The 12555-nt window shown below is 66.5% G+C and carries 13 protein-coding genes; 10 read left to right on the top strand and 3 right to left on the bottom strand.

The window, feature by feature from the left end; all coding sequences use genetic code 11:
* Positions 1–103 precede the first annotated feature (103 nt).
* Genes pseH (ABDW31_RS14925) through ABDW31_RS14935 form a run of 3 tightly spaced genes read right to left on the bottom strand, consistent with a single transcriptional unit; the run spans position 104 to position 3189 of the window.
* Positions 104–682, bottom strand: a complete 579-nt coding sequence (gene pseH, locus ABDW31_RS14925) for a UDP-4-amino-4,6-dideoxy-N-acetyl-beta-L-altrosamine N-acetyltransferase (protein ID WP_184719697.1) — start codon at positions 680–682, stop codon at positions 104–106.
* Positions 675–1394 carry a glycosyltransferase family protein gene (locus ABDW31_RS14930; RefSeq protein ID WP_184719695.1) on the bottom strand — a complete coding sequence of 240 codons (720 nt, stop codon included), beginning with the start codon at positions 1392–1394 and terminating at the stop codon, positions 675–677. Before ABDW31_RS14930 ends, pseH (ABDW31_RS14925) begins: the two co-directional genes overlap by 8 nt.
* 4 nt (positions 1395–1398) lie before the next feature.
* Entirely contained in the window at positions 1399–3189 is a 1791-nt protein-coding gene (locus ABDW31_RS14935) for a tetratricopeptide repeat protein (RefSeq protein ID WP_184719693.1), read from the bottom strand.
* 185 nt (positions 3190–3374) lie between these two features.
* Here ABDW31_RS14935 and flbT point away from each other — a divergent pair, with 185 nt between their 5' ends.
* The 10 genes from flbT (at position 3375) to ABDW31_RS14985 (ending at position 12494) form a co-directional block, all read left to right on the top strand.
* The gene (flbT, locus tag ABDW31_RS14940; RefSeq protein WP_184719690.1) at positions 3375–3800 is read left to right on the top strand and encodes a flagellar biosynthesis repressor FlbT; all 426 of its coding nucleotides are present in this window, start codon (positions 3375–3377) and stop codon (positions 3798–3800) included.
* Positions 3760–4122, top strand: coding sequence for a flagellar biosynthesis regulator FlaF (gene flaF / locus ABDW31_RS14945; protein WP_184719689.1), 363 nt, complete (start codon positions 3760–3762; stop codon positions 4120–4122). The genes flbT and flaF overlap by 41 nt, the downstream gene beginning before the upstream one ends.
* A gap of 248 nt (positions 4123–4370) precedes the next feature.
* Positions 4371–5192, top strand: a complete 822-nt coding sequence (locus ABDW31_RS14950; RefSeq protein ID WP_184719687.1) for a flagellin — start codon at positions 4371–4373, stop codon at positions 5190–5192.
* Positions 5193–5472: 280 nt separating this feature from the next.
* Positions 5473–6294 carry a flagellin gene (locus tag ABDW31_RS14955; protein WP_184719685.1) on the top strand — a complete coding sequence of 274 codons (822 nt, stop codon included), beginning with the start codon at positions 5473–5475 and terminating at the stop codon, positions 6292–6294.
* Positions 6295–6409: 115 nt separating this feature from the next.
* Positions 6410–6730: a hypothetical protein gene (locus ABDW31_RS14960; protein ID WP_184719683.1), complete on the top strand. Its 321-nt coding sequence runs from the start codon at positions 6410–6412 to the stop codon at positions 6728–6730.
* A 199-nt stretch (positions 6731–6929) separates the two neighbouring features.
* Complete coding sequence (locus ABDW31_RS14965) at positions 6930–7763, top strand: flagellin (protein ID WP_184719681.1); 834 nt, start codon at positions 6930–6932, stop codon at positions 7761–7763.
* A 65-nt stretch (positions 7764–7828) separates the two neighbouring features.
* Complete coding sequence (gene pseH, locus ABDW31_RS14970; protein ID WP_184719679.1) at positions 7829–8383, top strand: UDP-4-amino-4,6-dideoxy-N-acetyl-beta-L-altrosamine N-acetyltransferase; 555 nt, start codon at positions 7829–7831, stop codon at positions 8381–8383.
* 89 nt (positions 8384–8472) lie between these two features.
* Positions 8473–11340, top strand: coding sequence for a hypothetical protein (locus tag ABDW31_RS14975; protein ID WP_184719677.1), 2868 nt, complete (start codon positions 8473–8475; stop codon positions 11338–11340).
* Positions 11341–11408: 68 nt separating this feature from the next.
* Entirely contained in the window at positions 11409–12083 is a 675-nt protein-coding gene (locus ABDW31_RS14980) for a hypothetical protein (protein WP_184719675.1), read from the top strand.
* Positions 12084–12101: 18 nt separating this feature from the next.
* Positions 12102–12494, top strand: coding sequence for a hypothetical protein (locus ABDW31_RS14985; RefSeq protein WP_184719673.1), 393 nt, complete (start codon positions 12102–12104; stop codon positions 12492–12494).
* Positions 12495–12555 lie beyond the last annotated feature (61 nt).

The following is a 12555-nucleotide window of genomic DNA, read 5'->3' on the forward strand; positions in this document are numbered from 1 at the left end:
GCCCATCTCCGCCGGAATCTGAGTCCGGTTCGAACAAGTGTTCAAAACGAACTGAGCAAACTACCGGCGCACACGCGCTTGGCAAGTGCGGCGATGAACGGCGTTACAGCGGCGCGTCGAGAGCGGCCTGGGAAAAGCCCTTCGCCAGCAAGCGGGCCTGGGCTTTCGGACGATGTTCGCGCCAGTCGACGGCCAGCAGGCCCAGGCCGATGACGTCGGTCGACTGGCCCTGCTTGACCACGTGGGCGCGGAACAGGGCCTCGCGCTGGAAGCCGCCGGCCAGATGCGAGGCCAGGGCAGGGGCGTTGGTCGCCAGCACTTCGGACCACAGCTTGCGCAGGCCCAGAGGCCCGAAGGCGTGGTCGGCGACCTTGAACTCGGTGAAGCCGCCCACGCCCAGGCCACGCGCGGCGTCCTCGGCCAGATAGCGGGCGATCGTAGCGCGGCCTTGGGTCGCATCGATGTCGACCAGGCTGGTCAGGCCCACGGGCGCGCCGCCCAGCAGCACGACCCAGTCGCGGCGGCGGGCGTTGGCGTCCAGGCCGTCGAACCAGCGATCGTGCTCGGCGCGGCCGATCAGATGGTCGGAATACATGAAGGCGGCGACCTGCGGGCTGTTGCGCCAGGCCAGCAGGCGGTCGCGATCCTCCTCGCCGACGGGACGCAGGCCGACGTCAGGCACGCGGATCGCCCCCCAGGTTCAGAAGATCCGGCCGTCCGCGCACGAAGGCCCGCACGGCCTCGGAGGTGAAGTCCGGATCGGCCGGATACAGCGCGTCATAGACGGCGCGGACGAAGTCCAGGTCGTCGGGGCGGTCGACCGTCCAGCGCACCTCGCCCTCCTGGGCGTCCTGGGCATGGCCGGCCAGCTTGAAGCGGTCGGTATGGCGATAGAGGAACGGCGTGACGTGCTCGCGGTCGTAGGGATCGGCGGTCTCGGCCGCCGCCGTGCGCAGGGCCTGGCTTCGCATCACCTCGACGTCGAGGCCCTTGGGAAAGGTGCGCGGCTCGACGACGTTGGAGGCGTAGTCGGCGCCGGTCGCGTGGAAGCGGGCGATGGTGGCGTCGATCACGCCTGGATCGGCCAGCGGACAGTCGGCAGTCAGGCGAACCACGGTGTCGGCCGGCCCGAAGGCGTCCAGCGCCCCGATGAAGCGGCCCAGCACGTCGGCCAGGTCGCCGCGGTGGACCGGCACGCCGGCGGCGGTCAGCACCTGCGCCAGTTCGTCGTCGCCGACCTCGGTCGAGGTGGCCACCACGATGCGCTCCAGGCTGCGGGCCCGGCGCAGGCGCTCCATCTGGCGCAGGATCATCGGCGCGCCGGCGACCGGAGCCAGGACCTTGCCGGGCAGGCGGGTCGATGACATCCGGGCCTGCAGAATCGCCAGGGCCACGGTCTCAGCCCGCGATCTTGGCGGCCAGGGCCCGGGCGACCTCTTCCATCACCGGCTCCCAGTCGCTGAAGTCGGCGGGCGAGAACACCTGGGCCTGCGGGTACCAGGGATAGCGATCGGTGCCGAGCTTGGTCCACACCTTGGGGGCGGTCATCATCCAGATTGGCGCGCCCACGGCGCCGGCCAGGTTGATGGTGGCGTTCGAGAAGCCGATGATCAGGTCGACGGCCGCGCACAAGGCCGCCACGTCGTCCAGGTCCTTCTTCAGGTCGATGCCCGGCGGCTGCCAGATCTCGACGCCGAAGGTCTCCTTGGCGTAGGCGATCTCCTCGTCGCAGTCGCCGTACTGCAGATTGACGAACACCGCGCCGGGGGTCTGCAGCACCGCGCGCCAGGCCTCGAACGGCGAGAACTGGCGGCCGCGCTCGGCGCCCAGCTTGAGGCTCTTCCACAGCAGGCCGACCTTGGGCGCGGGGCCCAGCTTTTCCAGCTCGGCCTTCCAATGGGCGACGCGCTCGGGATCGGGGGTCAGGTAGTGGTCGCGGCGCGGGAAGGCCTCGACCGAGCCGCGCAGCGACGGCAGGAAATCGCCGATTGCGGCCCAGTAGTCGAAGCGGTCCCAGTCCTCGATCTCGGGCGCGGCGCGATAGGTGCGGCCCTCATAGGCCACGGTGCGGTGCGCAGTAACCTCGATGCCCGGGAACGAGCGCTGGAACAGCGGAATCAGGCGGCGCTCGACGGCCAGCGACAGCGAACCGTCCGGACCCAGGCGCTCCAGGATGTCGGGCAGCATGCCGGCGAACATCACCTCGTCGCCCAGGCCCTGTTCGGTCGAGATCATCAGGGTCTTGCCGGCCAGGTCCTGGCCCGACCAGCGCGTGCCGGGGATCTGGAAGCGCGGGGCCTCGACCAGGGCCGGCGCAAAGCGGGCTTCATAGGCCTCCCAACCCTCGGCGACGCGGCCCAGGCCCAGCAAGATGGTCGCCTGGGCGAATTGCATCATGGCCAAGTCTTCGGGCGACTCAGGGCTCTTGATCGCCGCCTCGCAGTCGACCAGGGCCTCTTCCACCTGGCCCAGGTCCAGCTTGGCGAAGGCGCGGTTGTGGTGGGCCTTGCTGAAGTCGGGGCGCAGGCGTAGGGCCTCGTCGAAGAACACCAGCGAGCCGCCGGCGTCGCCGACGTTGCACAGCACGGTGCCCAGGGTGTTCCAGAGCAGGGCGGCCGTCGGATTGGCCCCGATCGCCGCCTTCAGCACCTCGACGGCCTCGCCTTCGCGGTTCAGCTCGCGCAGGGCGCAGGCCAGGTTGTTGGCGCCCTCGACGTCGTCGGGCTTGGCCAGGCGGTAGTGAGCGAAGAACTGGGCGGCGATCTCCGGCATGTTCATGCGGAAGGCCAGGCGGCCCAGGTCGCCCGCCACCGGGCCGTGGTCCGCCAGCAGTTTCAGCGCCGCCTCGTAGGCCCGCAGCGACGTGGCGAAATCGCCCTGTTTCTCGCGCGCGATGCCCAGGATGTGCCAGGCCAGGCCCAGGTGCTCGTCCTTCTTGAGCAGGGCCAGGGCCAGCTTGTCGGCCTTGGCGTAGTCGCGCAGGTGGATGGCCTGGATGGCCCGCGTCACGGCCTTGGCGTTGTCGTTGTTCTTGATCTGCTGGGCCGAGCGCTTGAGGCGCTCGATGGCCTCGGCCGAGGCCGAATCGCCGACCGCGCCCGCGATGACGGCGCGATGGATCCCCGCCGCGCCGAGATCGGCCTGGGCCAGGGCGCTGGCGGACAATTCCAGGGCGCGTTTACGGGACATGGCGGCGGGCCTTACACTTTGCTGTTAACCATGTTGTGACGCGCTATGTTTAATTGAGTCCTAAGCTGCGGCTCACGGTCGCAAGGGCGGCAAGATGGCGTTAACTGATGTTCGCCTAGCTTGCCGATCGAGCCGTCGTCATGACGGGACCGGGCTTGTGCGGCGTAACGAAGGAGCGGCCTTAAGTGCCTTTGAAGCTGTCGCTGAAGCCCGGCGAAAAATTCGTTCTCAACGGCGCCGTGGTCCAGAATGGAGACCGGCGCGGTGTTCTGGTGCTCCAGAACAAGGCGTCCGTCCTTCGCGAGAAGGACATCATGCAGCCGGATCAGGTCACGACGCCCGCGCGTCGGATCTATTTCCCGGTGATGATGATGTACCTCGACGAGGCGGCTGCTGAGAAGTTCTACGAGGAATTCGCGACGCGCCTTAACGATTTTATGGGTGTTGTGCGCAATCCTGCAGTCCTTCAAGACTGCATCGCCATTTCGAAGCACGTGATGGCGCGTGAGTATTACAAGGCTCTGATGTTGAGCCGTAAGTTGATTGAATACGAAGACGAGAGGTTGGGGCATGTCTCTTCGGGCGTATCAGCAGGCGGCGACGCGGGCTGAGAATCCCCGTGAAATGGAGTACCGCCTGTTCGGTCAGGTGACGCGCGCCCTCATGGACGCGTCCCAGGCCCCGGCGGACGACATTGCGACGCGGATCGACGCATTGGATTGGAATCGCAAGGTCTGGTCGACCTTGGCGACCGACTGTTCGCAGCCTGAAAACCAGCTGCCGATGGAAATGCGCGCCAGCATCATTTCGCTGAGCCTTTGGGTCGGTCGTCACTCCAGCGCCGTGATGCGCAAGGAGGAGGACTTCGAGCCCCTCATCGAGATCAACCGCATGATCATGCAGGGGCTTGCGACCCGCGCCGACGCGGCGTGATTCCCCGCTTCAGGCAAGACTGAACGTCTTGCCTACCTCTTCCGGAAAAACCTGCCGCCCGGCGAATGTTGCATTCGCCGGGCGGTTTCGTTTTGGGCCCTAGGTCTCGAAAAAACTCAGCAAATACAGTGTGATGCGCTCCAGCGCCGCGCGCGGCCAAACTGGCCCGCGGCTTGCGATGGGTCACGCGGGCAAAACGCCCGCCCGGCACTACGCCGGATAAATCCGACCAAAACGGTAGGTGCCAAATGCTGAATTCGATCAACACGAATCCGGGCGCTCTCATCGCGCTCCAAAATCTGAACGCAACTAACACGGAGCTCGCCACCACCCAGGGCCGGATCAATACCGGTAAGCGGGTTGCTACCGCCAAGGACAACGGCGCGATCTGGTCGATCGCCAAGATGCAGAGCGCCAGCTCGGCCTCGTTGAACTCCGTGAAGGACTCGCTCCAACGCGGTCAGTCGACGATCGACGTGGCTCTGGCAGCTGGCGACACGATCACCGATCTGCTCACGAAGATGAAGGAAAAGGCCCTGGCCGCTTCCGACACCTCGCTGAACACCGCCTCGTTCAACGCGCTCAAGTCCGACTTCGACTCTCTCCGCGACCAAATCACCAAGGCCGCGGAAAATGCGAAGTTCAACGGCGTGAGCCTGTCGGATGGTACGACCACGAAGCTGGCCTTCCTGTCCAACGCGGACGGGGACAACTTCACGGTGAACGCTCAGACCCTCGCCCTCACCGGCATTGGTCTGTCGAGCGCCGATACGCTGACCGACGCGACCCAGGCCAAGACCATGATCACGACGGTCGCGAACGCGCTGCAGTCGGCCACCAACAAGCTGGCCTCGCTGGGCACGTCCTCGACCGGCCTGGATATGCACCTGACCTTCGTCGGCAAGCTGCAAGACAGCCTCGACGCGGGCGTGGGCAATCTGGTCGACGCGGATCTGGCGAAGGAAAGCGCCAAGCTCCAGTCGCTGCAAACCAAGCAGCAGCTGGGCGTTCAGGCCCTTTCGATCGCTAACCAAGCACCGCAGTCGATCATGTCGCTGTTCAGGGGCTGAGCCCGATACGCCGAACGACTTCTCCGGAAGTCGTTCGGCGGCCTCTTTCTGCTGGGTGCGCAACAAGTGCCCGGCAATAATTGCCTACGTCGAAAGCCCTCCGGCAGAAATTGCCGGGGGGCTTCGTCGTTCTGGTCGGTAAAAACCCAATAAAATCAGCAAATCGGACAGATTGTCGCGGCTCGGCAAAATTGGCCCGGCAATTGCTTCAGACCTTTTCGAGCAAAACGCTCCCGGCAGCCAAAACGGCGTCGGATACCTTGAAAAGGAATTTTTCGTCATGGCGCTGAACAGCATCAACACGAACTCGGGCGCTCTGATCGCCCTGCAAAACCTGAACGCCACCAACTCGGAACTGAACGTCGTCCAACAGCGCATCAACACCGGCAAGAAGGTCGGTAGCGCGAAGGACAACGGCGCCATCTGGGCTATCTCCAAGAATCAATCGGCTTCCAGCCAATCGCTGAACGCGGTGAAGGACTCGCTGTCGCGTGGTCAGTCGACCATCGACGTGGCCCTGGCCTCGGGCGACACCGTGATCGACCTGCTGGGCAAGATGAAGGAAAAGGCTCTGGCCGCTTCCGACACCTCGCTGAACACCGCGTCGTTCAACGCTCTGCAAGCCGACTTCCACTCGCTGCGTGACCAGATCACGAAGGCCGTGGACAACTCGAAGTTCAACGGCATCTCGATCGCCAACGGCGACACCACCAAGCTGACCTTCCTGGCCAACGCTGATGGCGACGGCTTCACGGTCAACGCCCAGACGATCTCGCTGGACGGCCTGGGCCTGAGCTCGGCGACCACGTTCACCGACGCCGCCGGCGCCAAGGCCATGATCGGCGACATCGCCGAGGCCCTGCAAACCGCCACCAACAAGCTGGCGTCGCTGGGCACCAGCTCGGCCGGCCTGGACGCTCACCTGAACTTCGTCGGCAAGCTGCAAGACAGCCTGGACGCCGGCGTGGGTAACCTGGTGGACGCCGACCTGGCCAAGGAAAGCGCCAAGCTGCAGTCGCTGCAAACCAAGCAACAGCTGGGCGTGCAGGCGCTGTCGATCGCCAACCAAGCCACCGGTTCGATCCTGAGCCTGTTCCGCTAAGGAATAGAGTGGGGCGGGCCTCGCGGTCCGCCCCCGCTTTTCCAAACGGAGATCAGGACGGGGAGCCAATAAACGGAACAACCAGGAGGTCGGCCCGCAAAAGCCGGCAGTGAGGATGGAACCGAAAGCCGCTTTAACGGCCCTTCATAACGAGTTTGTCGCGCCTACGGCGACGCCTGCACGCGCCGCGGAGCCTTCCGAGGGCGCTAAAGTCGTTCCGGACCAGGCCGAGCCGGCCCCGCCGGTCGACAACGGTCCGCTGCCGAGCGATCTGCGCTTGGTGATCGAGCAGGACGGCGACTCCGGCGACTATGTCTACAAGACCGTGGATCGCCGCACGGGCGAGACGCTCCATCAGTATCCGCGCGAGCAGATTCTGAAGCTGCGTCTGGCTGAGGCCTACCACTCGGGCGATGTCTTCGACGGCAAGGCCTAGACTGCCACAGCCGGTTCTGAGCGCTGCGTCTCCAGTGTTTAGAGTGGGGTGCGACGGCGGGCCGCAGGGGTAAATGGATATGGTTTATATCCGTTAACCATAATCTTACTTTCTGAACCCAATCTCGGCGGCGAACAGATCGCTCGCCGAATCGCGGGCGGTCGCAACCAACGGCAAAATCGCCGATCGGAGGCCGCGCATGACGCTGAGCGTCAACACGAACCAGCCCGCGCTGATCGCGCTTCAGAACCTGAACCGCACCAACGAGGGCATGCAGTCGGTTCAGACCCGGATCAACACCGGGGAAGCGATTTCCACCGCCAAGGATAATGCGGCCATCTGGTCGATCGCCCAGGACCAGCGCGCCGACATGAGCGCGCTCGGCGCGGTCAAGATGAGCCTGGATCGTGCCACCTCGATCGCCGACGTGGCGCTGGCCGGCGGCGAGTCGGTCTCCGACCTGCTGAAGCTGATGCGCGAGAAGGTGGTCGCCGCCAAGGACACCTCGCTGTCCAGCACCTCGCTGCAATCGCTGAACGCCGACTTCCAGGGCCTGCTCAAGAACCTCGAGCAGGTGGTCAAGAGCGCGGTGTTCGACGGCGCCAACCTGCTGGATGGCAGCCAGGCCGCCGACATGACCTTCCTGGCCGACGCCGATGCGGCGCAGGCCATCACGCTGAACCTGCAGAACCTGACACTGGGCGGGCCGATCAACAGCCTGCAGCCGACCGACGACATTCTGACGCCGGGTAACGCCACGGCCGTCCTGGCGCGCCTGGACGACACCATGAAGGCGGTCAACCAGGCCGTCGGCAACATCGGCACCCAGGCCAAGCAGATCGAGGCGCACAACACCTTCGTCGGCAGGCTCTCGGACGTGCTGGAAACCGGCGTGGGCAATCTGGTCGACGCTGACATGGCCAAGGAAAGCGCCCGTCTGCAGGCCCTTCAGGTCAAGCAGCAACTGGGCGCCCAGGCTCTTTCGATCGCCAACAGCGCACCGCAGATCATTCTGTCGCTGTTCAAGGGCTAAGGCTAGGTTCCGGCGGCGCGGCGCACTAAGGTTCCGTAACGCCAACCGAGGATTCGGCGACGAGCATGATCGAGCTGCGCGACTTGCGGGACGAGGACGAAGAGGTTCTCTTTCAGTGGCGTTCCGAACCCGAGGTCGACCGCTGGATGTCGGACGCCGAGCTGCCCAGCCATGCGGCGCACGCCGCCTGGTTCCAGGCTTTGCGCACCGACCCCAACATGCGCGGCTGGATGATCACCCGCGCTGGCGCGCCGATGGGCCTTTTGACCCTCACGGGGCTGAAGAGCCATCACCGCCGCGCCAGTTGGCACTGGTTCCTCGGTTCGGCCGAGGCGCGGGGCAGGGGCGTCGGTCGCGCCGCCCAGGTGCTGGGCCTGGACCGCGCTTTCGGCGAGCTGGGTCTGCACAAGGTGTTCGCCGAGGTCATGGCCGACAACGACGCGGCGCTGAAGGCTCAGTCGTCGGCGGGCTTCCGCCGCGAGGGCTATCTGCGCGGTCACGTGCTCAAGGGCGGCCAGCCGCGCGACGTCGTGCTGCTGGGCATCCTGGACAGCGAGTGGGCCGAGCTGCGCGAGGACGCGCGCCGGGCGCTGTCGGACGCCAATCTCATCGCTGCCTAAGATCGCTTAACGTCAAGTCTTAACGAGTCGTCAGCGAACCTCAGGCAAAGGTACCAGCGGGGAACTTCGGGTTCCGCACGGGACAGGTCGTGATCAGCTTCGATTCCAGTCTTTTGCTCGGCTACTACCAGGCCCGCGCGGGCGTGGGCGCCGCTGCGTCTGGATCGGCGGCCGTCTCGACATCGAAGTCGAAGGCCGTGGTGCCCTCGGCGCCGTGGCTCAGTGAGAAGACTCCCGAGCCCAGCGAGATGGTCCGGTCGGCCCTTGCGGGCCGCAAGTTCGTCGACGAAGGCGCCAACAGTTCCAGCCTCAAGGGCGTCAGCGCCGACTACAAGAAGCTGTTCGCCGCCTATCAGGCGCTGAACACCCTCTCGGCCGTGGCGGCGCGCGCCAGCGAAAAGGGCGTCACCGAAAGCGAGATCTCGCGCCTGCAGACGGCGCTGATGAAGGGGCTGACCGAGGTCGGCGCCTATGTGCAGAACATGTCGCTGGACCAGGGGCGTCTGACGACCGGCGCGGTCATGACCTCGGACAAGAGCACCGTGGGCGTGCCCAAGGCGACCTACACCTACATCACCGACCCGATCCACACGGGCCAGATGGACGACGAGGTCGCCAAGTTCAAAGGCAATGTCGCGTTCACCGTCTCGGTGAAGAGCTTCGGCGAGACGACGAACCTGAACATGGACCTGTCCGAGATGGGCTCGACGCCCCGGACCATGTCCAACGTCATCAGCTTCATGAACGACAAGCTGAAGGACGCCGGCTTCCGCACGTCCTTCTCCCTGCAGCGCACACCCGGCGCGGAGCGCACGGTCCAGGTGGCGGGCAAGCCCGTGACCCTGCCGGCTACCGGCGACGACTTCGCCCTGCGGATCAACGGGGACTCGGTCGAGGAACTGACCTTCACCGCGCCGACCACGGCGCCGGCCGTCTATGTCACCACCAAGGCCGGCGATCCGGATCCCGACAAGAATTCGCTGACCGATGACGGCGTGTTCGAGACCACCCTGACCAAGTACAGCGCGGCTGGAACCGCCGGCGGCGTCAACGCCGGCGCTCCCGGCGGCAAGGTGTTCAGCGAGACCCTGCAGGGCACGATCTCGACGGTTCGCAAGTCGATCACCGGCCCTGACGGCTCGGTCTACATGCTGGCCGACGTCGGCACGGAGGTCGACGGCAAGGTCGACATCAACGGTCAACCGATCAAGGGTGAGAGCGACGTCGCGCTCCTGAAGTACGACAGCGCCGGCCATCTGCTCTACGCCCGCAGCCTGGGCGCGACCGACCAGGCCAATGGCCTGTCGCTGGCGGTGGCCGACGACGGCAGCGTGGCCGTGGCCGGCTCGGTCAGCGGCCGCCTGGCCGGCGCCGTGAACGGCCCGATCAACAACGGCGACGGCTCGACCGTCACCGACAGCTTCGTCACCCGCTATGCCGCCAATGGCGACGAGCAGTGGACGGTGCGCCGCGGCGGCCTGCAGGAAGACGAGGCCACGGCCCTGGCCTTCGGCTCGGACGGCGTCCTCTATGTTGGCGGCCGCAGCAAGTCGGACCTGCCCAGCTCGGTCGGAACCGACCCCAGCGGTGGCTGGGACGCCTATCTGTCGGCCTTCGCCACCGACGCCTCGGGCCAGCCCAAGGCGCTGTTCACCCAGAAGTTCGGCACCGCCGAGAACGACTCCGTCACCGACATCGTCGTCAACGGCTCGCAGGTGATCGTCGGCTCCAAGGAAAACGGCTCGGCCAAGCTGCGCAGTTTCGACGTCACGCCCGGCGTGGTCACCGAGAACGTCACCCGCCTGAACCAGTACGGCGCCTATGAGACCGTGCCGGTGACCTACACCAAGACGGCCGCGGTCGCCGCCAGCGGTTCGCGCGACCTCGGCTCGCTGAAGGGCGGCGAACTGGTCGGGCTGAAGATCGACGGCGGGCAGCTCTATGTCGGTGGCTACACCAGCAACGGCGCGCTCTCGATCGGCGGGACCAAGGCCGCGGCATCGGGCGGCTCGGACGCCTTCGTGGGCCGCGTATCGCTGAACATGTCCGATACCAGCACCGACTCCCTGACCTATTACGGCGGGGCCGGCGACGACACCGTCACCGGCATGGCGGTCTCGAACGGCCAAGTCTATCTGGTCGGCTCGGCGGGCGCGAACCTGGACGGCCAGACCACGGTCGGGACCAAGGACGGCTACGTCGCCCAGATCGATGTCGGCACCGGCAATGTGGCCTGGAGCCAGCGCCTGACCGGCAAAGACGGCTACGCGACCCCCAGCACCGTCGCGGTGTCGGGCGGCGGCGCGTCCAGCCTGGACCTGTTCGGCCTGCCCAGCGGCAAGATGGACTTCACCCAGTCCGACCGCCTCGTCTCGGCGACCACGGCCCGGGCCGGCGACACCTTCCAGATCCGCACCCGCGAGCGCGGCAACCTGACCACGATCACCATCGAGGCCAACGACACGCTCGAGACCCTGGCCGACAAGCTGAAGAAGGCTTCGGGCTACCGCGCCAAGGTCGAGGTCGTCAGCAACGGCAACAGCCGCGTGCTCAAGGTCAGCCCCGCCTCGAACACCTCGACCATCGAGATCGTGGCGGGCAAGGGCGGCACTGACGTCCTGCAGTCGCTGGGCCTGCCCGGCGGCGTCGTGCGCGCCACCAAGACCGACGGCGGCAAGACCGTCTCGGCCAACGGCGGCGGCCCGGTCTACGGCCTGCAGCTGCAGCCGGAGCTGGACCTGACCTCGGAAGCCGGCCGCAAGAACGCCACCATGGTGCTGACCCGCGCCATGTCCTCGGTCCGCAGCGCCTATCGCGAGATTGCCGACACGGCGATGGGGATCAAGACCGACACCGGCTCGTCCAGCGGCAAGACCGGCGGCACGGTGCCAAAGTACCTGACCAGCCAGCTGTCGAACTACCAGGCGGCCCTGGATCGCCTCACCGGCGGCGGCTGACGCGCTTAAGACGCCCATTCGGCCCCGTCGCGCTTGAAAGCGTCATCGACGCGTCGTAGCCAGGGGGCATGGACTTTCTCAAAGATCGACGGGTCATCATCGCCGGCGGCGCCGGGCTGGCGCTCGTGGCGGGCCTGGGCATCGCCGTGGCCCTGATGACGGGGCATGACAAGAAGCCGACCGAGGCGCCGCCCGCCTCGCGCGGCGGCCTGATCGTCGAGACCGGTCGCGACGACGACACCAAGCTGGATCCGGCTCGCCCGCTGCGCTGCTTCGTCGGCGGCGCCTTCGTCGGCGAGATCACCCTGGCCGAATGCGCCAAGAAGAACGGCGTGGCCACCGGCGCTCTGGACGTGGGCGTCGACGAGACCGGGGCCCTGGCCGCCGCCGACCAGGCCGGCACCGTCCTGACGCCGCTGCCGCCGACCCCGACCGTTTCCGCCCCGGCCGCGCCGCCGGTCGCCACGCCCAGCGCGCCGAGCGCGCCCAACACGCCGCTGGCGGCCTGCTGGCGCTACGCCGGCAGCGAATGGCGTCGCCTACCGGGCGAGATCACCCTGAACGCCTGCGCCCAGCAGCTGTTCGGCGGCCGTTGCGAGCGCCCGGGCGGCGCCACCTACGGCCGGTGGGGCGAGGAAACCCTTCGCCTCGTTCCGGGGAGAGTCGAGATCTCGTCGGACAACCGAAGCTTCCACACCGCGTTCGATCAGGGTTCGAACTGCTCTATCCCGAACGCCGGTTAGGATTTATAAGTGTAATCCATGAAGACGCCCGTTCTCGCCGCCGCCGTCCTGCTCACCGTCTCGGGCTTCGCGCTTGCGGGTTGCGAAAAGCAGACCAAGCCGCCGTTCGAGACGGGGGTCTGCTTCCACGTGGCGACCAACAAGGACGGCACGCTGCGCTACAACCCCGTGGCCCGCAATGTGCCGACCATGGAAGAGTGCGCCGGCACGCTGGAAGGCATGCGTCAGCGCTTCATCCGGATGGGCAGCCCCAGCCGCTCGATGGTCGGGTCCTATCAGGGCTCGTTCCTGTTCATCGAGAAGGAAGGCATCCTGCTGGGCCAGACCTACGAGGGCCCGCGCTACATGTCGCTGGTTCCGACCGGCGACGGTCGTCTGGCGCCTCCGGGCGCGATCCGTCAGGCTCCTTAAGGCCTGAGGCGACGGGCAGGGCGGTTCGTCCGTCCACAGCCGTCTCTGCAGGGGCGGGCGT

The organism is Caulobacter sp., assembly GCF_039596335.1.
Lineage (GTDB): Bacteria > Pseudomonadota > Alphaproteobacteria > Caulobacterales > Caulobacteraceae > Caulobacter.